Annotated in this window: 21 protein-coding genes and 1 other RNA gene; 10 read left to right on the forward strand and 12 right to left on the reverse strand. The window is 70.9% G+C overall.

Annotated features, from left to right (window positions below):
* Positions 1-10: 10 nt before the first annotated feature.
* The 6 genes from FHY05_RS06595 to FHY05_RS06620 all read left to right on the forward strand — a co-directional run bounded on the left by FHY05_RS06595 (position 11) and on the right by FHY05_RS06620 (position 6,415).
* The gene (locus FHY05_RS06595) at positions 11-2,047 is read left to right on the forward strand and encodes an NAD(+) synthase (RefSeq protein WP_183943608.1); all 2,037 of its coding nucleotides are present in this window, start codon (positions 11-13) and stop codon (positions 2,045-2,047) included.
* Between the two features lie 329 nt (positions 2,048-2,376).
* A complete protein-coding gene (locus FHY05_RS06600) occupies positions 2,377-3,372 on the forward strand; it encodes an SDR family oxidoreductase (RefSeq protein ID WP_183943609.1) in 996 nt (331 codons plus the stop codon).
* Between the two features lie 96 nt (positions 3,373-3,468).
* Positions 3,469-4,059: an SRPBCC family protein gene (locus tag FHY05_RS06605; protein ID WP_183943610.1), complete on the forward strand. Its 591-nt coding sequence runs from the start codon at positions 3,469-3,471 to the stop codon at positions 4,057-4,059.
* Positions 4,056-5,234: a zinc-dependent alcohol dehydrogenase gene (locus FHY05_RS06610; protein ID WP_183943611.1), complete on the forward strand. Its 1,179-nt coding sequence runs from the start codon at positions 4,056-4,058 to the stop codon at positions 5,232-5,234. The genes FHY05_RS06605 and FHY05_RS06610 overlap by 4 nt, the downstream gene beginning before the upstream one ends.
* A gap of 12 nt (positions 5,235-5,246) precedes the next feature.
* Positions 5,247-6,032: an SDR family oxidoreductase gene (locus FHY05_RS06615; RefSeq protein ID WP_183943612.1), complete on the forward strand. Its 786-nt coding sequence runs from the start codon at positions 5,247-5,249 to the stop codon at positions 6,030-6,032.
* A 134-nt stretch (positions 6,033-6,166) separates the two neighbouring features.
* Positions 6,167-6,415 carry a hypothetical protein gene (locus FHY05_RS06620; RefSeq protein WP_183943613.1) on the forward strand — a complete coding sequence of 83 codons (249 nt, stop codon included), beginning with the start codon at positions 6,167-6,169 and terminating at the stop codon, positions 6,413-6,415.
* Positions 6,416-6,483: 68 nt separating this feature from the next.
* Here FHY05_RS06620 and mdoH read toward each other — a convergent pair whose 3' ends face one another.
* The 7 genes from mdoH to FHY05_RS06655 all read right to left on the reverse strand — a co-directional run bounded on the left by mdoH (position 6,484) and on the right by FHY05_RS06655 (position 12,883).
* Entirely contained in the window at positions 6,484-8,301 is a 1,818-nt protein-coding gene (gene mdoH / locus FHY05_RS06625; protein WP_311732385.1) for a glucans biosynthesis glucosyltransferase MdoH, read from the reverse strand.
* Positions 8,298-9,809, reverse strand: a complete 1,512-nt coding sequence (locus FHY05_RS06630; RefSeq protein ID WP_183943614.1) for a glucan biosynthesis protein — start codon at positions 9,807-9,809, stop codon at positions 8,298-8,300. The genes mdoH and FHY05_RS06630 overlap by 4 nt, the downstream gene beginning before the upstream one ends.
* A gap of 97 nt (positions 9,810-9,906) precedes the next feature.
* An RNA gene (ffs, locus tag FHY05_RS06635) (signal recognition particle sRNA small type) lies at positions 9,907-10,004 on the reverse strand.
* A 39-nt stretch (positions 10,005-10,043) separates the two neighbouring features.
* Complete coding sequence (locus FHY05_RS06640) at positions 10,044-10,361, reverse strand: hypothetical protein (RefSeq protein WP_183943615.1); 318 nt, start codon at positions 10,359-10,361, stop codon at positions 10,044-10,046.
* 55 nt (positions 10,362-10,416) lie between these two features.
* Positions 10,417-10,728, reverse strand: coding sequence for a 2Fe-2S iron-sulfur cluster-binding protein (locus FHY05_RS06645; protein ID WP_183943616.1), 312 nt, complete (start codon positions 10,726-10,728; stop codon positions 10,417-10,419).
* Entirely contained in the window at positions 10,725-11,801 is a 1,077-nt protein-coding gene (locus tag FHY05_RS06650) for a cysteine desulfurase family protein (protein ID WP_183943617.1), read from the reverse strand. Before FHY05_RS06650 ends, FHY05_RS06645 begins: the two co-directional genes overlap by 4 nt.
* Positions 11,798-12,883: a cysteine desulfurase family protein gene (locus tag FHY05_RS06655; protein WP_260181324.1), complete on the reverse strand. Its 1,086-nt coding sequence runs from the start codon at positions 12,881-12,883 to the stop codon at positions 11,798-11,800. The genes FHY05_RS06650 and FHY05_RS06655 overlap by 4 nt, the downstream gene beginning before the upstream one ends.
* Before the next feature lie 81 nt (positions 12,884-12,964).
* Between FHY05_RS06655 and FHY05_RS06660 the strand changes: the two genes are divergently transcribed.
* Complete coding sequence (locus FHY05_RS06660) at positions 12,965-13,621, forward strand: alpha/beta hydrolase (RefSeq protein ID WP_183943618.1); 657 nt, start codon at positions 12,965-12,967, stop codon at positions 13,619-13,621.
* 303 nt (positions 13,622-13,924) lie between these two features.
* Here the strand turns inward: FHY05_RS06660 and FHY05_RS06665 are convergent, their stop codons facing one another.
* Complete coding sequence (locus FHY05_RS06665; RefSeq protein WP_183943619.1) at positions 13,925-14,104, reverse strand: hypothetical protein; 180 nt, start codon at positions 14,102-14,104, stop codon at positions 13,925-13,927.
* A complete protein-coding gene (locus FHY05_RS06670) occupies positions 14,101-15,108 on the reverse strand; it encodes a threonine/serine dehydratase (RefSeq protein WP_311732386.1) in 1,008 nt (335 codons plus the stop codon). The genes FHY05_RS06665 and FHY05_RS06670 overlap by 4 nt, the downstream gene beginning before the upstream one ends.
* A gap of 140 nt (positions 15,109-15,248) precedes the next feature.
* Between FHY05_RS06670 and FHY05_RS06675 the strand changes: the two genes are divergently transcribed.
* Both FHY05_RS06675 and FHY05_RS06680 read left to right on the forward strand, forming a co-directional pair.
* The gene (locus FHY05_RS06675; protein ID WP_183943621.1) at positions 15,249-16,481 is read left to right on the forward strand and encodes a type III PLP-dependent enzyme; all 1,233 of its coding nucleotides are present in this window, start codon (positions 15,249-15,251) and stop codon (positions 16,479-16,481) included.
* Positions 16,482-16,583: 102 nt separating this feature from the next.
* On the forward strand, positions 16,584-17,660 hold the full coding sequence (locus FHY05_RS06680) for a 1,9-bis(guanidino)-5-aza-nonane synthase (RefSeq protein ID WP_183943622.1): 1,077 nt from the start codon (positions 16,584-16,586) through the stop codon (positions 17,658-17,660).
* A 246-nt stretch (positions 17,661-17,906) separates the two neighbouring features.
* On the opposite strand, the gene FHY05_RS06685 is transcribed toward FHY05_RS06680, so the two are convergent.
* Positions 17,907-19,133, reverse strand: coding sequence for a pyridoxal-dependent decarboxylase, exosortase A system-associated (locus tag FHY05_RS06685; RefSeq protein ID WP_183943623.1), 1,227 nt, complete (start codon positions 19,131-19,133; stop codon positions 17,907-17,909).
* Complete coding sequence (locus FHY05_RS06690; RefSeq protein ID WP_183943624.1) at positions 19,130-20,617, reverse strand: acyl-CoA ligase (AMP-forming), exosortase A system-associated; 1,488 nt, start codon at positions 20,615-20,617, stop codon at positions 19,130-19,132. The genes FHY05_RS06685 and FHY05_RS06690 overlap by 4 nt, the downstream gene beginning before the upstream one ends.
* A gap of 160 nt (positions 20,618-20,777) precedes the next feature.
* Between FHY05_RS06690 and FHY05_RS06695 the strand changes: the two genes are divergently transcribed.
* Positions 20,778-21,035, forward strand: a complete 258-nt coding sequence (locus FHY05_RS06695; protein WP_183944006.1) for an acyl carrier protein — start codon at positions 20,778-20,780, stop codon at positions 21,033-21,035.
* A 3-nt stretch (positions 21,036-21,038) separates the two neighbouring features.
* Here FHY05_RS06695 and trxB read toward each other — a convergent pair whose 3' ends face one another.
* Positions 21,039-22,007 carry a thioredoxin-disulfide reductase gene (trxB, locus tag FHY05_RS06700; RefSeq protein WP_183943625.1) on the reverse strand — a complete coding sequence of 323 codons (969 nt, stop codon included), beginning with the start codon at positions 22,005-22,007 and terminating at the stop codon, positions 21,039-21,041.
* Positions 22,008-22,050 lie beyond the last annotated feature (43 nt).

Here is a 22,050-nt window from a genome sequence, read left to right on the forward strand (position 1 = left end):
GGTCACTGACATGAACCCGGCCTTCCGCTCGATCCATCACCATGGCCTGCTGCGCGTCGCCGCGGCCACCCCGCCCGCCAGCGTGGGCGACCCCGCCTTCAACGCCGAGGCGACGGTCGCACTGGCGCGGCGCGCCCACGCAGGCGCGGTCGACCTCGTCGTCTTCCCCGAGCTCAATCTCAGCAGCTACGCGATCGACGACCTGCACCTCCAGTCGGCATCGCAGCGCGCGAGCCGAGCGGCGATCGCGACCGTGGTGGCGGCGTCGGTCGAGCTTCGCCCCGTGCTGCTGGTCGGCGCCGCGCTGGTGCGGGAAGGACGGCTGTACAATTGCGCGCTGGCGATCGCGCGCGGTCGCGTGCTCGGCGTGGTGCCCAAGACCTTCCTGCCCAACTACCGCGAATATTACGAGAAGCGCTGGTTCGCGAGCGGCGCCGGGCTGGCCGGGCTGACGATCCGGCTCGACGATGAGGAGGTGCCGTTCGGCACCGACCTGCTGTTCGCCGCGGAGGACCTGCCGCGCTTCGTGTTCCACGCTGAGATCTGCGAGGACTACTGGTCCCCGACCCCACCCTCCACCCTCGGCGCACTCGCCGGCGCTTTGGTGTGCGCCAATCTCTCCGCCTCGAACGTGGTGATCGGCAAGTCGCGCGAGCGGATGATGCTCTCGGCGTCGCAGTCGGCGCGCGCGATGTGCGCCTATGTCTATTCCGCCGCGGGTCCGGGCGAGAGCACCACCGATCTCGCCTGGGATGGCCAGGGCACCGTGCACGAGCTCGGCGAGCTGCTCGCGGACTCGACCCGCTTCGCGCACGAGCCCGAGCTGGTGATCGCCGACGTCGACCTCGAGCGGCTCGCGCAGGAGCGGCTGCGCAACGGTACCTTCAACGACAGCGCCGCGCTGCTCGGCCATCCCGAGACGCGCTTCCGCCGCATCGGCTTCGCGCACCGACCCGACTTCGGCGACGTCGGGCTGGAGCGCGAGCTGCGCCGCTTCCCCTTCGTGCCCAACGATCCCGCCAAGCTCGACGAGGATTGCTACGAGGCGTTCAACATCCAGGTCGAGGGCATCGCCAAGCGGCTGATCGCGGCGAACGCCCGGCGACTGGTGATCGGCGTCTCGGGCGGGCTCGACAGCACGCACGCGCTGATCGTCGCGGCCAAAGCGCTCGACCGGCTCGGGCGGCCGCGCGCGGACATCCTCGGCATCACCCTGCCCGGCTTCGCCACCAGCGAGGGCACCAAGAGCAACGCCTGGAGGCTGATGGACGCGCTCGGCATCACCGCCGAGGAGATCGACATCCGCCCTGCCGCGACGCGGATGCTCGCCGACATGGGCCATCCCTTCGGGCGCGGCGAGAAGGTCTATGACGTCACCTTCGAGAACGTCCAGGCGGGGCTGCGCACCGACTATCTCTTCCGCATCGCCAACCAGCGCGACGGGCTGGTGGTCGGCACCGGCGACCTCAGCGAGCTGGCGCTGGGCTGGTGCACCTATGGTGTCGGCGACCAGATGAGCCATTATGCGGTCAACGCCGGCGTCCCCAAGACGCTGATCCAGTTCCTGATCCGCTGGGCGATCGCGACCGGCCAATATGACGCGCCGACCAACGCCGTGCTCGACGCCATCCTGTCGCAGGAGATCTCGCCCGAGCTGGTGCCGGGCGAGGAGCTGCAGAGCACCGAGAGCAAGATCGGCCCCTACGCGCTCAACGACTTCTTCGCGCATTACGTGATCCGCCACGGGCTGGCGCCGTCGAAGATCGCGTTCCTTGCCTGGCACGCCTGGCGCGACGTGGAGCAGGGGCGTTGGCCGATCGGCTACCCCGAGGCCGCGCGCACCGCCTATGATCTCGACACGGTGCGGCTGTGGCTCGAGCGCTTCCTGGTCCGCTTCTTCCAGACCAGCCAGTTCAAGCGCTCGGCGATCCCCAACGGGCCGAAGGTGTCGGCGGGCGGCGCGCTGTCGCCGCGCGGCGACTGGCGCGCGCCCTCGGACGGGACCGCCAGGGCATGGCTGGCGGAGCTGGCGGCGAACGGGCCGTGAGGAGCGCCTAGATCCGCCCCGCTCAGCGGGGAGGATCTGGGCTGTCCTACCTGGCGGGGAGCGAGCTATCCTGACGGCCGCTCCTCAACATGGTCGATGTCGTCCGCAGCAAGGTGCCCCGTACCCCACGCGCCCGTGACTCAAGATCCGCAACATCCACGTCGCCGCCCTCGTCAAGCCACTGATACCCGGTCGTCAGTCGCGCGACGTTCGACCCACCGGCCGCGCCGGCGACTCAACATTCGCAACATTCGCGCGCCCTCGCCCTCCCCCCTGAACCTCCGCGCGTCTCACCCGTTCGGCGCAAATCCTCTCTGGAGATCAGTGACATGGACGATCAGGGTACGACCCGCCGCACCATCTTGGGCGGCGCCGCCGCCGGCCTCGCCTTCTCCGCCAGCGGTGCGGCGGCGCAGGCCGCGGGGACGCCGCCGTCCGGCCCCGCCAAGCTCAGCGACCCGCGCACCAAATACACCAACCAGCCCTTTCCCGAGCAGCGCCAGCCCTGGCCCGCGCTGCAATCGAAGATGAACCCGCGTCCCGACAGCGGCGAGACCAGCTACCGCGGCTCGGGCAAGCTCGCCGGCCGGCGCGCGCTCGTCACCGGCGGCGACAGTGGGATCGGACGTGCCGTCGCGATCGCCTTCGCGCGCGAGGGCGCCGACGTGGCGATCAACTATTATCCCACCGAGGAGCCCGACGCGCAGGAGGTCAAGGCGCTGATCGAGCAGGCCGGGCGCAAGGCGGTGCTGCTCCCCGCCGATATCCGTAGCGAGCGCGCCTGCACCAAACTGGTCGCCGACGCGGTGCGCGGGCTCGGCGGCCTCGACCTGCTCGTCAACAACGCCGCCTACCAGCAGAGCAAGAAGGACATCGCCGAGATCAGCGACGAGCAGATGGTGCGTACCTTCGAGACCAATATCTTCGCCACCTTCCGCATCGCCAAGGCGGCGATCCCCTCGCTGCCGCCCGGCTCGGTGATCATCAACACCGGCTCGGTGAACAGCTACGATCCCGAGGAGGAACTGCTCGACTATGCCTCGACCAAGGGCGCGATCCTGATCTTCACCAAGGGCCTGGGCAAGCAGCTCGCGAAGAAGGGCATTCGCGTCAACATGGTGGCGCCGGGGCCGATCTGGACGCCGCTGCAGGTCGCCGGTGGGCAGCTGCCGGGTGAGATGGGCAAGTTCGGCCAGGAGACGCCGCTCGGCCGCGCCGGCCAGCCCGCCGAGCTGGCGCCGCTCTACGTCGCGCTGGCGGAGGACGGGACCAGCTTCACCACGGGCACCGCCTTCGGCGCGCACGGTGGCAAGGGCAATCCATGATAGAAGCTCATTGAGCGAGATTAAGTCGTTGAAGAAGGGAGGAACACATCGCGCCAGCAGGCGCTTGGTGGGGCAGCAGACACGAAGGAGCCCGTGATGGCCGACCAGCTGCTCCACCAGCAGTCCGACGATGCCCCCCTCGCCACCTCCAAGCAGCGCGACGCGGTCGAGCGCGCCAAGGCCTCGATCCCCGAGGCGAGCGGCACGCAGATCACCGCGCGCGCGGTGACGATCAACCGTCCGGTCGCGGAGGTGTTCGCCTACTTCCGCGACTTCGCCAACTTCCCCAGCTTCATGGAGAATGTCGAGCGGATCGAGGTGCTCGACCGGCAGCGCTCGCACTGGGTCGTGAAGGCGCCCGCGGGCGGCACGGTCGAGTGGGACGCGCGGCTCACCGCGGAGGAGGAGAACCGCCTTCTCGCCTGGACCAGCGAGGACGGTGCGGAAGTGCCCAACTCGGGCCGTGTCGAGTTCCACGACGCCGGTGCGCGCGGCACCGTCGTCGTCGCGACGATCCTCTACGACCCGCCCGGCGGCGTGATCGGCAAGGTGATCGCCAAGATGTTCCAGCGCGAGCCCGCGATCCAGGCGCGCCGCGACCTGCGCCGGCTCAAGCAGCTGCTCGAGACCGGGGAGATCGCCACCCCCGCGATGAACCGCCAGCAATATGAGGAGATGGGGCTGTGAAGGCGATCGCCTGGCATGGCAAGCATGACGTCCGCGTCGACACCGTCGACGATCCGGGCATCGTCAACCCGCGCGACTGCGTCATCAAGGTGACCTCCACCGCGATCTGCGGCTCGGACCTCCACCTCTACGACGGCTATATCCCGACGATGCAGTCGGGCGACGTGCTCGGCCACGAGTTCATGGGCGAGGTGGTCGAGGTCGGCCCCAAATCGACGCTGAAGAAGGGGCAGCGCGTGGTGGTGCCCTTCACCATCTCGTGCGGCAGCTGCTATCATTGCTCGAAGCACCAATATTCGGCCTGCGACAACGGCCTCCCCGCCGATAACCAGGACATCGCGCAGGAACTGTACGGGCAGCCCATGGCGGGGCTGTTCGGCTACAGCCACATGACCGGGGGCTACGCCGGCGGCCAGGCGGAATATGTCCGCGTGCCGTTCAGCGACGTCGGCCCGATCGTCATCCCGGACGGCGTCGAGGACGACAAGGTGCTGTTCCTCTCGGACATCCTGCCCACCGGCTGGATGGCGGCGGAGAACGCCGACATCGAGCCGGGCGACACGGTGGCGGTCTGGGGCTGCGGCCCGGTCGGGTTGTTCGCGGTCCAGTCCGCGTTCCTGATGGGGGCCGAGCGCGTGATCGCGATCGATCACTTCCCCAACCGGCTCGCGCTCGCCAAGCGGTTCGGCGCGGAGACGATCAACTTCGAGGAGACCGCGGTCTACGAGGCGCTGATGGTGATGACAGGCGGGATCGGTCCTGACGCGGTGATCGACTCGGTCGGGCTCGAGGCGCACGGCTTCTTCGTCGACAACGTGCTCGACCAGATCAAGGCGTCGACCTTCCTCGGCACCGACCGCGCGCACGCCAACCGTCAGGCGATCATCGCCTGCCGCAAGGGCGGCCGGGTCTCGATGCCGGCGGTGTACGGCGGGTTCGTCGACAAATGGCCGCTCGGCGCCTTCATGGAGAAGGGGCTGACGCTCAAGACCGGCCAGACCCACGTCCAGCATTACATGCCCGCGCTGCTCCAGGCGATCCTCGAGGACAAGATCGACACCGAGTTCCTGATCTCGCACCGCATGCCGCTGAGCGAGGGGCCGAAGGGCTACAAGATGTTCCACGACCAGCAGAACGAGGTCACCAAGATCGTGCTCAAGCCCGGTCTGGACTGAGGAGAGAGACGCATGGCGGACAAATTCGCGATCATCACCGGCGCGTCGACGGGCATCGGGTTCGAACTGGCGACGCTCGCCGCCCAGGACGGATATGATATCCTCGTCGTCGCCGACGAACCGCTGATCGACGCCGCCGCGGCGGACTTCGAGCAGTTCGGCACGCAGGTCAGCTCGGTCCAGGCCGACCTGGCGACGATCGACGGCGTCGACCAGCTGCTCGCCGCCGCCGACGGGCGGCCGATCGACCTGCTCTGCGCCAACGCGGGTGTCGGCCTCGGCCGCGCCTTCCTTGACCAGGACGTGGCCGACTGGCGGCGCGTGGTGGACACCAACATCACCGGCACCACCTATCTGCTCCAGAAGGTGCTTCGGCAGATGGTCGCGCGCGGCGATGGCAAGGTGCTGGTGACCGGCTCGATCGCCGGGTTCATTCCGGGCAGCTTCCAGGCGGTGTACAACGGCACCAAGGCGTTCGTGGACCACTTCACCGACGCGCTGCGCGACGAGCTCAAGGATCATCCGGGCATCACGTTGACCACACTGATGCCGGGACCGGTCGATACCGAGTTCTTCGACCGCGCCGACATGATGGACACCGACGTCGGCACATCCGACAGCAAGTCCGATCCGGCCAAGGTGGCGCGCGACGGCTGGGACGCGCTATTGGCGGGGAAGCACTCGATCGTGTCGGGCTGGAAGAACAAGCTGCAGGCCGCGGCGGCGCATGTCCTACCCGCCGAGGTGACGGCGCACATGCACCGCAACATGGCCGAGCCCGGCACCGCCAAGGAGTGACCGCGTCCGCGGGCGGCGCCTGCTCCGGCACGCCGCCGCCGGGGGTATTCAACCGGTCGCGTTTTGGGTCAGTTCAGAATTGCCTTATCGATCAGGGCGTGAAAGACACGCCACTCTTCCCTGGGAGATAGCTAATGAAGCTCGGTAAGTATCTGGTCGCGGCCGCGGCCGCCTCGCTCTCGGTCGCTCCCGCGGTCGCGGCGCCGGCCAACCCGGCGGCTAGCCTGTCGGTCGCCAAGGCGGCGCGCGCCGGCTCGGCCACGTCGAAGGACAGCAAGGCGCTCGCGGGCGGCGGGCTGATCGTGGCGGCCGTGGCCGCCGCGGCGGTCGTCGCCGGCATCATCATCATCGCCGACGACGGCGACGATTCGGACAGCAACTGAGCTGACCGAGCACGCATGATGAGGAAGGGGGAGTGCCCGCCCGGGCGCTCCCCTTTTTCGTGACGGGCTCAGGCACGGTGACCGGTCGCGCCCTCCAGGATCGGCAGCGGCTGCGGCTCGGGCACACCCACGTCGGTCAGGAACAGCCGCCCGGCGGCGACCCGCCGCCCCCAGCGCTCGCTCGCCGTCCATTGCACGACCAGCGGCGACAACAGCAGCCCGAGCGTGACCGGCGCCAGCCACAATGCGGTGAGCGGCATCAGCGGCGTCAGCGCGAGCAGCAGCAGGCCGAGGCCCAGGTGCCAGCGATAGCGCGGCAGGATCGCCGCGAGCGCGAGCGAGTCGCCGCGGCGGTTCTGCGGCTGCCACTCGGCGCGGCGCTGGCGCGCGATGCCGATCAGGTCGATCGTCTGGGTCAGCGCGATCGCTGGCGCGGCGAGCGTCGACAGCGGCACGTCGAGCGCGACCGAGCGCAGGATCGCGCTTGTCCCGCCCATCGATCGCCGCAGCCGCACGTCGGCGACCGCGTGGAGCACGCCGAGCAGCTTGGGCCCGAACAGCAGCGCGAGCGTGACGAACAGCACCGTCCCCGTCGAGTCGCCCGACATCAGCCCGCGCTCGCCGCGCACCGCCTGCACCACGCTCACCGTGATGAGCAGCAGCCACAGTGGCGAAGCGAGATAGCCCGCGGCGCCGAGCAGCAGCTGGAGCCGGTTGATCCAGTGGAAGCCCGAGGCGTGGAGCAGCGCGAGATGCTGGAGATTGCCCTGCGCCCAGCGCCGATCGCGCACCGCGGCGTCGATCATCGTCGGCGGATATTCCTCGAACGTGTCCTCGGTCATGACCATGTGCACGCGCCAGCCGCGCCGGCGCAGCAGCGCCGCCTCGACGACGTCGTGGCTCATGATCGTGCCACCGAAGGGCGGCTGGCCGGGCAGCACGGGCAGGCCGCAGCTCTCGGCGAAGGCGCGGACCCGGATCAGCGCGTTATGGCCCCAGAAGGTGGCCTCGGGCCCCGACCACCACACCAGACCGGCGGTGGCGATCGGGCCGTAGATGCGGCTGGCGAACTGCATCCAGCGCTGGAACAGCGTGCGCGCGCCGATCACCTGCGGCACGGTCTGGAGCAGACCCACGGCGGGACGGCGGTCCATGATCTGCGCCATGCCGAGGATCGTCTCGCCGCCCATCAGGCTGTCGGCGTCGAGCATCAGCATATAGTCGTAGCTGGCGCCGAAGCGGCGCAGCCACTCGGCGATGTTGCCCGGCTTGCGGCCGACATTCTCCGTCCGCCGACGGTAATAGATCGCGCAGGCGCTGCGGCGAGCCAGGATCTCCCAGGCGGCGAGCTCCTCGGCCTCGTTGGCGGCAGCGGAGTCGCTCAACACGAAGAAGTCGAACGATCCCGCCGCGCCGGCGCGCTCGAGCGCGTCCGCCATGTGCGCCAGCCGGCCGAACACGTCGGCGACGTCCTCGTTGTGGACCGGCATCAGCACCGCGGTACGCCCCTGCAACGGCTCGGACCAGCGCGGCACCGGTCGGAAACCGGGGTGGAGACCGGTCGTCAGCACGACATAGCCGACGGTCGCGTTGATGAAGCCGAAGGCGAGCAGCGCGAACAGCGGGAAGAAGATCGCGAGCAGCATCGCGTCGGTCACGCCGATGCCGTCGCTCAGCACCGATTCCTTGAGCGAGGTGGAGGCGAAGAGCGCCAGCACCAGCGTCAGCAGCACGAGGATGGCGCGACGCGCGAGCACGTCGGTCGGCGAGCCGATCGCGCCCACGATCGGCGGCGGTGCCGAGGGCACCGGCGGCGGACCGTCGAAGCGCTGCTCGGGCATCGCGAGCGGCGCCTCCGGCGGCAGTCGCGACGGCAGCGCGCTCACGCCGGGTAGATCGGCACGAGCAACGTCTCGCTCAACGCCGCCTCGCCGCGCTTGAGGTACAGTCGTACGTCGACCGGGCCGGCGGAGCCGCCCGCCGCCGCGGGGCGGATGTCGGCGGTGACACGCCAGCGGTTGCGCTGGCCGACGACGGGGTAGACCGCGCTGCTCAGCAGCGTCCCGCGGGTGACGCCGATCTCGGCGGTGACCTTGCTGTCGCGGTCGAGACCGGCGAGCGACTCGCCGACGAAGTCGACCACCAGCTTGCTCGCCCCCGCCAGCGCCGGCAGCCCCGGCCGACCGGCGGCGCCGACCCACACGTCGGTGGCGTGCGCGGCGCGGTCGAGGCTCGGATCGTCCGAGGTCCAGGTCAGGCGATAGTCGAACTGGAGCCGCTGGCCCGCGCGCACCGGCGCTGCCGGAGTCCAGAAGGCGACGACATTGTCGACCGTCTCGCTGTCGGTCGGGAAGGCGTAGAGCATCACGCGTCCCTGCCCCCACGAGCCGCGCGGCTCGACCCACAGGTTGGGGCGCTTGTCGTAGAAGGCGCCGTCGTCCTGATAATGGTCGAAGGTGCGGTCACGCTGGAGCAGGCCGAAGCCGCGCACGTCGTCGGCGGCGAAGCTGTCGGTGGCGGGCTGCGGCGGGTTGCGCAGCGGCCGCCACACGCGCTCGCCCTCGCGGCTGATCAGCGCGAGCCCGTCCGAGTCATGGATCTCGGGACGCCAGTCGGTCGCGCCGCGGCGGGTGCGGTCGTCGTACCAGAACATGCTCGTCACCGGCGCGACGCCGAGCCGCTCGACCGCGCGGCGCAGGAACAGCACCGACGAGACGTCCTGCACCACCGCCTTCGGATGTTGACTGACGAAGCGATAGGCGCCGGTGAGGCTCTCGCCGTCCATCAGCGCGTAGATCGTGTAGCTCTGGTCGCCTTCGCGCTCGATCCAGAATTCGGTGAAGTTGGGGAATTGTTCGCGCGCCAACCCGGTGTCCACCGCGATGCCGCGCGCCGACAGACCGTACTGGTCCTGCGACCCGGCGCTGCGGAAGTAGGACGCGCCGAGGAAGGCGAGCCAGTCGCTCTCGCGCCCCGTCTCCATCGCGCGGAACCCGGCGAAGCCCGGCGGGGGCGAGACCTTGCCGCCCTCGAACAGCTCGGGCGAGAAGACGATCGGGCGCACGCGGCCGTTCTCGACGAGGTTGATCGCCACCGGGGTGACGGCCCCATTGCCGAGCGGGAACAGCCGGATGCCACCCGCGACGGTGCGAGCGGGCTTGAACCGGATGGTACCGACGTCGTCGAAGTCGAGCGCCTTCGCGGCGGCGCTCTCGCGCGGCGGCTGGTAGCGGCGCTTCGCCAGCGCGGCGGCGCGCTGCTGCAGGATCGCCCAGGAGAAGGGGGTCTCCCCCCCTCCGCCTTGGCTGAGGCCGGGCACGGCCCAGGTGAGGCTGGAGACCAGCGAAGCGCCGCCGGCCGTGCTGATCAGGTCGCGTCGGGAGAGGTTTCGCATGCGTAGCGAAACAGGCGACGTCCGGCTTTGTTGCAACGCCGCAGCGATGTGACGACCCGGTAAGGTGACGAGCGGAGTGCCCGGTCGCGGTGCTGGCGACGGTGGGAGCCGGAACGACCCGCGGCGAAATCGTTGTGGCTGCTTCCGTCAGGACCTGACCAGGTTGGCGACGACCACGTCCGCCCGACTCCCGCGCGCCATATGGCGGAGCCGGGCGGCGCGATCAAGCCCGCGTCAGCCGCGGACGCGGAAACACCGCTTCACCGGGCCGTAGCGCCCGTCCTGCCAGCGACAGACGGTGCGGCCCCGATCCCAGCCGCGGTCGCGGCCATAGCCGTTCCAGCCGTACCGCCGGCCGTCACCGCGCCAGTGGCGGTCGTCGCGCCAGCGGCGCTCGCGGTCCCAGCGGCGATGGTCGCCGCGGTCCCAGCCGCGATGCCGGCCGTTGTCGTGCCAGCCGCGGTCGTCGTCGCGCCAGCGCTGCGCCTCCGCGGCCGGCACCAGCGAGGTCGCCGCGAGTACGCCGGCGAGGCCCATCATCATCCATCTCATGTGCAACACTCCTCACATGTCCCTGTGCGAGGACCATCGCGGAGTGGCGCTGCACTCATGCTGAACTTGTTGGTAATCGAACCGAAAGCTTGTCCAGCGCGGGGGTGAGCACGATCTGGCAGGCCAGCCGGCTGGTACGCCGCGCGTCGGGCGCGAGGTCGAGCATGTCCTCCTCCTCCTCGCTTGCCGGCGGCAGGCGCCCGAAGTCGTCCGCGGCGACGATGACGTGGCACGTCGCACAGGCCAGCTCGCCGTTGCAGGTCCCCTCCAGCGGCTGACCGTCACGCCGCGCGACGTCGAGCAGCCGCTCGCCCGGCCTCGCCTCGACCTCGCGCACCGCGGCACCGTCGGTGAAGCATATCCTCATGCCGCGATCCTCTGCGCGCGCGCGGCGGCGTCGAGGCGGTCGAGCGCCGCGGCGAGCTCGTCCTCGCGCGTGTAGCGGCCGAAGCCGAGCCGGATCGAGCTCCGCGCCTCGACCTCGCCCAGCCCGAGCGCGCGCAGCACGTGGCTGCTCCGCCCCGAGCCGCTGGCGCAGGCGGAGCCCGCGGAGAAGGCCACGTCGCGCACGTCGCTCATCAGCCGCGCCACGTCGACCCCGTCGCGTCGCACGCTGAGATTGCCGCGGTAGCGCGCCTCGGTGGTGCCGTTGACCGTCCAGCCGGGCAGCCGCTCGCGCGCCACCTGCCACAGACGCTCGACGTGCGCGGCATCGGCCTCGCGCCGCTCGGCCAGCAGCAGCGCCGCCGCGCCGAAACCGGAGCACAGCGCCGGCGAGAGCGTGCCCGAGCGACCGCCCTCCTGGTCGCCGCCGTGGAGCAGCGGCGCGAGCGTCACGCCGTCGCGGATCCACAGCGCGCCGATGCCCTTAGGTCCGTAGACCTTGTGCGCCGACACCGCGACCAGGTCGGCGTCGGCGGGGATCGGCACGCGGCCATAACCCTGTACCGCGTCGCACAGCAGCAGCGCGCCCGCACGCTTCGCCATCGCCGCCAGCGCGTCGAGCGGCTGGATCACGCCGATCTCGTTGTTGACCAGCATCGCCGCGACCAGCGCCACGCCCGGCACGATCGCGCGCTCGGCGGCGGCGAGATCGACCAGGCCGTCGGCGCCGACCGGCAGCACGACCGAGTCGCCGCGCGCCGCGACGCTGTCGCGCACCGCGGCATGCTCGGTGGCGATCGTCACCACCCGGCCCGCCGGCGCGCCCTTGGTCGCCCAGTTGAGCGCCTCGGTCGCACCCCCGGTGAAGGCGACCCGCCCACCCCTGGGCAGCAGCGCCGCGACGCGGTCGCGCGCGAGCTCCACCGCCGCGCGCGCGGTGCGGCCGGGACGGTGCGGCGAGTGCGGGTTGGCATGCTGGTCGCGCAGCCACGGCAGCATCGCGTCCAGCGCCTCGGGCGCGAGCGGCGCGGTCGCCTGATAGTCGAGATAGGTCATGCCGCGAACCGCCGCGTCCGCGCGACCGCGCGCCAGGCGGCGGCGAAACGCTCCACCTCCGCCACCGAGGTGGTGCGCCCGAAGCTCACGCGCACCACCTCGCGCGCGGCCTCCTCGCCCCAGCCCATCGCGCGCAGCACGTGGCTTGGCTTGAGGCTGCCGCTCGCGCAGGCGCTGCCCGCCGATACCGCGATGCGGTCGAGATCGAAGCGGATCAGCTGCGCCGCCGCGGCGATCCCAGGCATGCGATAGGAGCCGATCGCGGGGTGGCGCTCGGCGCCCGCGCCGACCACCTCGCCGCCCGAGCGGCGGATCAGGTCGTCGAGGTGCGCGCGCAGCGCGGCGTGATCGGGCTCGGGCTCGGCGAGCGCGGCGGCGTAGCCGAGCGCGCCGGGCAGGTTCTCGGTGCCGGGACGATAGCCGCGCTCCTGCCCGCCGCTGGGGTGCAGCACGGCGAGGTCGCGCACCAGCAGCGCGCCGACGCCCGGCGGGCCGCCGCGTTTGTGCGCCGACAGCGCGACCATGTCGGCGTGCGCGGCGAGCTCGTCGCAGGCGGGCATCTGCGCCGCGTCGACCAGAAGGATGCCACCCCGCGCATGGACCGCCGCCGCGATCGCGGCGATCGGCTGGCGCACCCCGGTCTCGCTGTTGCACCATTGCACCGCGACCACCGCGCCGGCGACGTCGCCGATCCGCGCCGGATCGACGCGGCCGAGCGGGTCGACCGGCAGCACCTCGGCCGCCCCGGCGGCGCGCAGTGCCGCGTCATGCTCCACCGCGCTGACCACGCGCCGCCCCGCCACGCTGCGGCCCAGCGCGATCGCGAGCGACTCGCTGGCGCCGCTGGTGAGCAAGGTCTCGTGTCGCCACCCATAGGCCGCGGCCACCTGCGCGCGCGCGCGCTCCAGCGCGGCGCGGGAGGCGCGGCCGGCGGCGTGCGGCGACGACGGGTTGGCCCAGTGCGTCAGCCCCTCCGACACCGCCGCGCGCGCACGCGCGGTCGGCGGCGTGGTCGCGGCGTGATCGAGATAGACCGGCGTATCCGGTCGGGTCGCATCGTCGGGGGACAGGGGTTCGGTCAACCAATCGTTCCATTATCGGGCGCGCGGCCTATATAGCGCGCTTCTCGCCGGGCCCAACGCCCCGCCTCCAGACGAGTCACCATGCCCGAAGTCATCTTTCCCGGACCCGAAGGCCGCATCGAGGGCCGCTTCGCCCCTGCGCCGCGCCCGCGCGCGCCCGTCGCGATGATCCTCCACCCGCATCCCAACGCGGGCGGCACGATGAACAACCGCATCGTGCAGGAGCTCTACAAGACGTTCCAGCGCCGCGGCTTCGCCACGTTGCGCTTCAATTTCCGCGGGGTCGGGAAGAGCCAGGGCGTGTTCGACAACGGCGTCGGCGAACTGTCCGACGCCGCCGCGGCGCTCGACTGGGTGCAGAGCTTCCATCCCGAGGCGCAGACCACCTGGGTGGCCGGCTTCGGCTTCGGCGCCTGGATCGGCATGCAGCTGCTGATGCGGCGCCCGGAGATCCGCGGCTTCATCTCGATCGCGCCGCCCGCGAACATGTTCGACTTCAGCTTCCTGGCCCCCTGCCCCTCGTCGGGGATCATCATCCAGGGCGCGGAGGACGAGGTGGTCACCCCGCTCGCCTCGCAGAAGCTGGTCGACAAGCTGCGGACGCAGAAGCACATCACGATCCACCACGACGTGATCCCGCGCGCCAACCACTTCTTCGAGCACGAGATGGACGACCTGATGAAGTCGGTCGACAACTACCTCGACATGCGGCTGGACCCGAACTCGCCGATCAAGTGACCCGCGAGCGGGCCTCCTGAATCCTCCGCGCGCAGCGGGGAGGGGCCATGCGCAGCATGGTAGAGGGAGGCTTCAACAGGCATTGCGCTATGAGGCGAGCCCCCTCCACCACTCGCCTTCGGCGAGCGGTCCCCCTCCCCGCTCCGGGGAGGATTTCTGCCAGAGCCGAGCGCTGTCCTACATAACGGTCGCCGCTGTACGCGTCGCGGATGCGCCCGGCCCTCGCCTCACTCCAGCGTCGACTCAACATCGGTCCCGCGCTCCAACGCGCAGCGCCTCAACATTCGCGCCGCGCCGCCGCGCTCACGCCACCCAGATCAACACGTTGCCGACCAGCACCGCGGCCATCACCAGCATCAGCATCCCCTTGGTGCGGTCGCGCCGGGTCGCGATCAGATAGCCCCCGCCGATCAGGCAGGCGAGCGCGCCCAGCATCGCCAAGGCCGGCGCCGCCGCGGCGATACTGCCGAACGCCGGCGTCATACCGGCTCGACGGACTCGTTCGTCGCCGCATGCTCGACCGGCTCGCCGGCGAGCACCGCGGCATAGGCGGCGGCGTCGACGTTGCCGCCCGAGAGGATCGCCAGCGTTCCCGGCGCGGCGGCGACCTGCCCCGTCAGCAGCGCCGCCAGCGCGACCGCGCCGCCCGGCTCGATCACCAGCCGCAACTGCGCCGCCGCCCAGCGCTGCGCGTCGCGTATCGCGCGCTCGCTCACCGCCACGCCGGTCGCGTCGCGGCGCGACAACACGTCGAAGGTCAGCGGCGAGACTTCTCGGGTCTGGAGCGAGTCGCACGCGGTCGGCGGCGGGTTGGCGCCCACCGGTTCGATCCAGCTCGCCTCCAGGCTGCGGCGCATGTCGTCCCAGCCCTCGGGCTCGACCACGGTGATCGCCGCCTCGGGCAGCGCCAGCGCGATCCCCGCCGCCAGCCCGCCCCCGCCGCACGGCACCACGACGCGGCGCGGCGCGGGCAGGCCGAGCGACTCGATCTGCCGCGCCGCCTCGATCCCGGCGCTGCCCTGCCCCTCGATCACCCAGGGATCGTCGAAGCTCGGCACCAGCGTAGCACCGCGCGCCTCGGCGAGCCGCGCCGCGATCGCCTCGCGGCTCTGCGTCGCGCGGTCATAGTCGACCACCTCGGCGCCGAGCGCGAGCGTCGACTCGCGCTTCGCCCGCGGCGCGTCGGCGGGCATCACGATCGTCGCGGCGATGCCGAGCCGGCGCGCCGCCCAGGCGATCCCCTGCGCGTGATTGCCCGAGGAGAACGCCACGACGCCCCTACGCCTCGCTTCGTCGTCCAGGGCGGTCAGCCGATGCCACGCACCGCGCACCTTGAAGGCGCCGATCGGCTGCAACGACTCGGCCTTGAGGGCCACATCTACGCCGTTGATTTCGCGAACGAAAATTGGAGTCGGCGGGAGGATCGCGGCGACCTTGGCGGCGGCGTCGCGCACCCCCGCTCGCGTCGGTTGTCGCAGAACAGTCACATTTGAACCTTTCATCCACCGAACCACTTTACAAGGCGGTCCGGCGATCCTAATTCGCGCCTCCGCTGCCCCATGGGACTTCCAACCGCAAGGCAGCTTTTTGTCACCGTATGCCGCAAGGCAATTGGAGGTCCCTTGAATTGCACCAGCATCATCGCGCGCTGGGGCTAGCGCCCCTCTCGACCGTTCCCGCCGATTCCGTCGCCGGGGCCCTCGACATCGCCGCCCGTCACCCGGTTCAACCGGTGACGATCGTTCGTCCGCACGCCGCGGCACGGGCCGCCCGTTTCTTCACGGAGAAGTTTCCGGGCCGGACCATGTATGCGGTCAAGGCGAACCCGAGCCCGGAGCTGCTACGGACGCTGTATGACAACGGCGTGACGACCTACGACGTCGCCTCGATCGCCGAGGTGCGTCTGGTCGCCCGCACGCTGCCGCAGGCGACCTTGTGCTTCATGCACCCGGTGAAGGCCGAAGAGGCGATCGCCGAGGCGTATTTCACGCACGGCGTCCGCACCTTCTCGCTCGACAGCATGGAAGAGCTGGCGAAGATCGTGCGCGCCACCCGCGGCGCCGCGGACCTCACGCTCTGCGTGCGGCTGCGCGTCTCGTCCGAGCATTCGAAGCTCAGCCTCGCGTCCAAGTTCGGCGTCGCGCCGGACGAAGCGCGCGAGCTGCTGCTGGCGACCCGCCAGGTGGCGGACGCGCTCGGCATCTGCTTCCACGTCGGTTCCCAGGCGATGACTCCGGAGGCGTACAGCAACGCGATGGAGCGCGTGCGCCAGGCGATCGTCGGCGCGGCGGTGACGGTCGACGTCATCGACGTCGGCGGCGGCTTCCCCTCGGCCTATCCGGGCATGACCCCGCCGCCGCTGGAGCGCTATTTCGAGACGATCCACCGCGCGTTCGAGAGCCTGCCGATCAGCTATTCGGCGGAGCTCTGGGCCGAGCCGGGCCGCGCGCTCTGCGCCGAGTACAGCTCGGTGGTGGTGCGCGTGGAGCGGCGTCGCGGCGAGGAGCTGTACATCAACGACGGCGCCTACGGCGCGCTGTTCGACGCGGCGCACATCGGCTGGCGCTATCCGGTGGCGCTGCTGCGCGAGCCGGAGTCGACCGTCCGCGATCATCCGTTCAGCTTCTGGGGTCCGACCTGCGACGACCTCGACCATATGCCCGGCCCGTTCGCGCTGCCCGCGGACATCACGGTCGGCGACTATGTCGAGATCGGCATGCTGGGCGCTTATGGCTCGGCGATGCGCACCGCGTTCAACGGCTTCGGCTCGGACGAGACGGTGATCGCGACGGACGAGCCGATGGAGTCGCTCTACACCGTGGTGGAACCCGCGGTCGCGAGCAACGTCGTCAAGCTGTAACCTTACGACTTCAAGGAATCGGCGGCGGCGCGCGATGGCGTGCCGCCGTCAGATGGGTTTCCGCGTCCCCGTGAACGACGTGTACCCCAGTGGGAGCACCCCATGACCGATACCCTCGCCCCCTCGCACGACCAGGCGACGATCAACGACACGCGCAAGGCGGAGCTGCTGTCGAAGCAGGTCAAGCACGTCGACATCAAGAGCTTCGACGCGCGCCCGATCGTCGACGCGATGAGCGACATGAGCTTCACCAGCCGTGACCTCGGCCGCGCCACCAAGATCTACAACCAGATGCTGGCCGACAAGGACTGCACGGTGTGCCTGGTGATCGCTGGCTCGACCTCGGCCGGCGGCTGCATGGACCTGTATGCCGAGCTGGTGCGCAACAACATGGTGGACGTGATCGTCGCCACGGGCGCGACCATCGTCGACATGGATTTCTTCGAGGGCCTCGGCCACAAGCACTATCAGGCGCTCGAGATCCCCGACGACGACACGCTGCGCTCGCTCTACATCGACCGCATCTACGACACCTATATCGACGAGGAGGCGCTCCAGAACGTCGACCACACGATCTTCGAGATCGCCGAGTCGCTGGAGCCCAAGGCCTACTCCAGCCGCGCCTTCATCCGCGAGATGGGCAAGTATCTCGTCGAGCACGGCAAGAAGGAGAACAGCCTGGTCAAGCTCGCCTATGAGCATGACGTGCCGATCTTCTGCCCGGCGTTCGTCGATTCCTCGGCAGGCTTCGGGCTGGTCAAGCACCAGGTCGACTCGGCCAAGGCGGGCAAGCCCTACCTGATGATCGACGCGGTGGCGGACTTCCGCGAGCTCACCGAGATCAAGATCAAGGCGGGCACCACGGGCCTGCTGATGATCGGCGGCGGCGTGCCGAAGAACTTCATCCAGGACACGGTGGTGTGCGCCGAGATCCTCGGCCACGACGACGTCGCGGTGCACAAGTACGCGGTGCAGATCACCGTCGCGGACGTGCGCGACGGCGCCTGCTCGTCCTCGACGCTGCAGGAGGCGGCGAGCTGGGGCAAGGTCAACACCGGCATCGAGCAGATGGTGTTCGCCGAGGCCGGCTCGGTGATGCCGCTGCTGGCGTCGGACGCCTATCACCGCGGGCTTTGGAAGGACCGCGAGACGCGCGCCTGGGCGAAGCTGTTCGCCTGAGCTGCTAGTCCGCGTGGAACAGGGGAGCCCCCGTCGGAGCGATCCGGCGGGGGCTTTCTCGCGCCCGAGGCTGCGCGAAGTCGTTCACGCGGGGGCGCGGCGGGGACCTACCAGCGCGGATCGCCGTCCCACGCACCGATGACCGCGGCCACTCGAGCGCGAGGGTCGATCGGAGCGTCGCCGCGGCGTCGCGTCCCCGCGCGCATGGCTCGGTGCGGCGCGCCCCGACGAACGGACGACGCGCGGCTAGCCCCCGACCACCACTTCGGTCGGCGCGGGGTGACCGAGGAAGGCGCTTGGACTGGCGGTGAGACCGTAGGCACCGGCGAGGAACACCGCGATGAGCTCCCCTTCTCCCGCGCGTGGCAGCAGCACGCGATCGCCGAGGCGGTCGAGCGGGGTGCACAGGCAACCGACGACGCTGACCTCCTCCTCGCCGTCCGCGCCCAGGCGACTCGCTACCGCCAGGGGGTAGTTGCGCCGCACCACCGTGCCGAAATTGCCCGAGGCGGCGAGCTGATGGTGCAGCCCGCCGTCGACCACCAGGAAGGTCTCGCCGCGGCTCACCTTCCGATCGATCACGCGGGTGAGATACACCCCCGCTTCGGCCACCAGCCAGCGCCCGAGCTCGAGCGCGAGCGCGCTCTGCGCGAGCACGTCGGCGCGCCGCTCGATCGCCTCGCCGAGCGCCGCGCCGACGCGCTCGACATCGAGCGCCACGTCGCCCGCGAAATAGGGTATGCCGAAGCCGCCGCCCAGGTTGACCAGCGGCGGCGCGGCGCCGACCTCGTCCGCCAGGCGCGCCGCGAGCGCGAGCGTCGCCGCCTGCGTCTCGATCAGCGCCGCGGCGTCGAGCGCCTGGCTGCCCGCGAAGATATGGAAGCCGCGCCACGCAGCGCCGCCGTCGATCAGCAGCCGCACCACCGCGGCGGCCTGTTCGGCGTCGACCCCGAACGGCGAGGCGCGACCGCCCATCTTCATCCCCGACCCGCGCAGCTCGAGGTCAGGGTTGACCCGCACCGCGGCACGCGGTGTGACGCCGAGCCGCTCGCCGACGGCGAGCACGCGGCGCGCCTCGCCGATCGACTCGACGTTGAGCGTCACCCCGGCCGCGATCGCCGCCGCCAGCTCGTCGTCGCGCTTGCCAGGTCCGGCGAAGCTCACTGCCGCGGGTGAGGTGACCGCGATCGCGCGCCCGAGCTCGCCACCCGAGGCGACGTCCAGCCCGTCCACCAGCGGCGCGATCACCGCCAGCAGCGGCGCGAACGGGTTGGCCTTGATCGCATAGTGCAGCCCCACCGCGCCCGGCATGGCGGCGCGGAACCGCGCCACCTGCGCCGCGACCGCACCAGCGTCGTACACGAACAGGGGCGACCCATGCGCCGCCACCAGCGCCGCCGCGTCCGCGCCCGCGATCGTCAGCGCGCCGCGTCGCCGTGCGAAGGCGGGCGGTAGCGGGCCGATCGGCTTCACGCCACTTCCTCGCGCAGCGCGGCGCGGTCGAGCTTGCCGTTGGCGTTGCGCGGCAGCGTGGCGCGCCAGAGATACCGCGCGGGCTGCATGAAGCCGGGCAGCGCGCGCTTCAGCCGCTCGCGCAGCCCGGCCTCGGTGCTGCCATCGCCGCGCGCGACCACCAGGATCGCTTGTCCAAGTCGCGCGTCGGGCACCCCGATCGCGACCGCCTCGCTCGTCTCGCCCCCGGCCGTCACCGCCTCCTCCACCTCCTGCGGGCTGACTCGGTTGCCCGCGGTCTTGATCATCTCGTCGGCGCGCGCGACGAAACGGAGCAGTCCGTCGGCGCCTTCGACCACCGTATCGCCCGACCAGACCGCCACCCCGGGGGCACGCGCGAAGGGCGGCGCGGGGCGGAAGCGCGCCGCGGTACGCTCGGCATCCTGCCAGTAACCCTGCGCCACCAGCGGCCCGGCATGGACCAGCTCGCCGGGCTCATCCTTCGCCGCGCGGCGGCCGTCGGGGCGTACCACCAGCACGTCAGCGAAGGGGATCGCGCGACCGATCGACTCGGGATAGTCGTCGACCAGCGCCGGGTCGAGATAGGTCGAGCGGAACGCCTCGGTCAGCCCGTACATCGGGAAGAGGCGCGCGTCGGGGAAGCGCGCGCGCAATCCTCGCACCAGCGCCGGCGTGAGCGCGCCGCCCGAGTTGGTCAGCCGCCGCAGCCGCGCCGCGGTGGCCGCCGGCCAGTCCGTCTCGAGCAGTTGCACCCACAGCGGCGGCACGCCGGCGAGCGTGGTGATCTCGAACCGATCGACCGCCTTCACGACGTCGCGCGGCGTGAGATAATCGAGCGGTGCGACGCTCGCCCCTGCCACCCACGTCGAGAGCAGCTGGTTCTGGCCGTAGTCGAAGCTCAGCGGCAGCACGCCGAGTGCTCGATCGTCCGGGACAAGGCCGAGGTAATGGGCCACGCTGATGGCGCCGAGCCACAGGTTGGCGTGGCTCAGCATGACGCCCTTGGGACGTCCGGTCGAGCCCGAGGTGTAGAGCAGCGCCGCGAGCGAGTCCGCGTCGGCCTCGGAGCGTGGCAGCGGGTCCCCCTCTCCGACCTCGACGTGGAGCGCGCAGCCACCCGGCCGGTCGCCCTCCTCCAGCGTGGTGGCGCGCGGCGGGTGGGTGAGCAGCAGCGCGGCGCCGCTGTCGGCGAGAATGTGCGCGACCTGCGCTCGCTTGAGCAGGGGGTTGACCGGCACATGGACGAGCCCGGCGCGGGCCGCGGCGAGCGGCATCCAGCAGGCCTCGCGCGTCTTCGGCAACCAGGTCGCGACGCGCGCCCCGGGTGCGAGCCGCTGCTGCGCGAGCCAGCCGGCGAGCCGCGCGACCGCCTGCTCCGCTGCGGCGTACGGAACATGGCCGGCGCGATCCACCAGCGCGACCGTGTCCGGCTCACCGCGCAGGACATGGTCGATCGGCAGCGGGACGGGATCGAGCGGTACCATGATCTCAGCCTTAGAGCGGATCGCGCGCGGACAGTAGCACCCGCGTCGTCACGCACGGAGGAAAGCGCCCGCGGTTGCGCTCCGCCGCGTCGCCGCCTAACGCCGCGCGCATCGCCGCTCACCGCGGCGCGAGCGAGGAGGCAGCGTGATCCCGGAAGGCATGTGTGAGGTCGAGGCGACGGTCCGCGCGGTACTCGCCGACGTGCTGGCGCTCGCCCCCGAGCGGGTCGACAGCTTTCGCGCCGACACGCCGCTGTTCGGCGGTCTCCCGGAGCTCGACTCGATGGCGGTGGCGGGCGTGCTGACCGAGCTGGAGGACCGACTGGGGATCGTCATCGAGGACGACGAAGTCGACGGCGAGATGCTCGAGACGTTCGGCGCGCTGACCCGCTTCGCCGCGAGCAAGGCGCTGGTCTGAGCCTTACTCGGCCGCCTCGCTGATCTCGGCGAACTCCGCGGCGGCGAGGAAGCGCTCGGCGTCGAGCGCGGCCATGCAGCCCGTGCCCGCCGCGGTGACCGCCTGGCGATAGACCTTGTCCATGACGTCGCCGCACGCGAACACGCCGGGCACGCTGGTGCGCGTCGAGCCGGTCTCCACCGCGATATAGCCGTCCTCGTCGAGCGCGAGATGGCCGCGGAACAGCTCGGTCGCGGGATGATGACCGATCGCCACGAAGCCGCCGTCGACGTCGAGCCGCGAACGCTCCCCGGTGCGGGTGTCCTCGAGTTCCAGCGCCACGAGGCCGGCGTTCCCGCCGCCGTCGACGAACTCGCGGACTTCCTTGTTCCAGAGGACCTTCACGTTCGGATGGGCGAAGAGCCGCTGCTGCAGGATCCGCTCGGCGCGCAGCGAGTCGCGGCGGTGGATCAGCGTGACGTCGTCCGAGTGATTGGTGAGGTACAGCGCCTCCTCGACCGCGGTGTTGCCGCCGCCGATCACCGCCACCTTCTTGCCGCGATAGAAGAAGCCGTCGCAGGTGGCGCAGGCGCTGACGCCCTTGCCCTTCATCGCGTCCTCGCTGTCGAGCCCAAGCCACTTGGCCTGCGCGCCCGTGGCGATCACCAGCACCTCGCCCTCGTAGACGTCCCCGCCGTCGCCGATCAGACGGAAGGGGCGTCGCGTCAGGTCGACCTCGACGATCGTGTCCCACATCAGCCGCGTGCCGACATGCTCCGCCTGCGCCTGCATCTGCTCCATCAGCCAGGGACCCTGGATCACCTCGCGGAAGCCGGGATAATTCTCGACGTCGGTCGTGGTGGTGAGCTGGCCGCCGGGCTGGATGCCCTGGACGACGATCGGCGCCATGCCGGCGCGCGCGCCGTAGATGGCGGCCGAGAGCCCGGCCGGGCCCGAGCCGAGGATCAGCATGCGAGTCGTGTGCGTGGTCATGGCGGCGATGTAAGGTGCCGGCGGCGCGAAGGGAACCGCGCGT

It is taken from the genome of Sphingomonas sp. BK580 (assembly GCF_014194975.1).
Taxonomy (GTDB): domain Bacteria; phylum Pseudomonadota; class Alphaproteobacteria; order Sphingomonadales; family Sphingomonadaceae; genus Sphingomonas.

What these genes read in the sequence shown, in the direction of transcription:
- FHY05_RS06595 (WP_183943608.1), top strand. Translation starts at nt 11, where the DNA reads ATGAACCCGGCCTTCCGCTCGATCCATCACCATGGCCTGCTGCGCGTC.
- FHY05_RS06600 (WP_183943609.1), top strand. Translation starts at nt 2,377, where the DNA reads ATGGACGATCAGGGTACGACCCGCCGCACCATCTTGGGCGGCGCCGCC.
- FHY05_RS06605 (WP_183943610.1), top strand. Translation starts at nt 3,469, where the DNA reads ATGGCCGACCAGCTGCTCCACCAGCAGTCCGACGATGCCCCCCTCGCC.
- FHY05_RS06615 (WP_183943612.1), top strand. Translation starts at nt 5,247, where the DNA reads ATGGCGGACAAATTCGCGATCATCACCGGCGCGTCGACGGGCATCGGG.
- FHY05_RS06620 (WP_183943613.1), top strand. Translation starts at nt 6,167, where the DNA reads ATGAAGCTCGGTAAGTATCTGGTCGCGGCCGCGGCCGCCTCGCTCTCG.
- FHY05_RS06630 (WP_183943614.1), bottom strand. Translation starts at nt 9,809, where the DNA reads ATGCGAAACCTCTCCCGACGCGACCTGATCAGCACGGCCGGCGGCGCT.
- FHY05_RS06640 (WP_183943615.1), bottom strand. Translation starts at nt 10,361, where the DNA reads ATGAGATGGATGATGATGGGCCTCGCCGGCGTACTCGCGGCGACCTCG.
- FHY05_RS06645 (WP_183943616.1), bottom strand. Translation starts at nt 10,728, where the DNA reads ATGAGGATATGCTTCACCGACGGTGCCGCGGTGCGCGAGGTCGAGGCG.
- FHY05_RS06650 (WP_183943617.1), bottom strand. Translation starts at nt 11,801, where the DNA reads ATGACCTATCTCGACTATCAGGCGACCGCGCCGCTCGCGCCCGAGGCG.
- FHY05_RS06660 (WP_183943618.1), top strand. Translation starts at nt 12,965, where the DNA reads ATGCCCGAAGTCATCTTTCCCGGACCCGAAGGCCGCATCGAGGGCCGC.
- FHY05_RS06665 (WP_183943619.1), bottom strand. Translation starts at nt 14,104, where the DNA reads ATGACGCCGGCGTTCGGCAGTATCGCCGCGGCGGCGCCGGCCTTGGCG.
- FHY05_RS06680 (WP_183943622.1), top strand. Translation starts at nt 16,584, where the DNA reads ATGACCGATACCCTCGCCCCCTCGCACGACCAGGCGACGATCAACGAC.
- FHY05_RS06690 (WP_183943624.1), bottom strand. Translation starts at nt 20,617, where the DNA reads ATGGTACCGCTCGATCCCGTCCCGCTGCCGATCGACCATGTCCTGCGC.
- FHY05_RS06695 (WP_183944006.1), top strand. Translation starts at nt 20,778, where the DNA reads ATGTGTGAGGTCGAGGCGACGGTCCGCGCGGTACTCGCCGACGTGCTG.
- trxB (WP_183943625.1), bottom strand. Translation starts at nt 22,007, where the DNA reads ATGACCACGCACACGACTCGCATGCTGATCCTCGGCTCGGGCCCGGCC.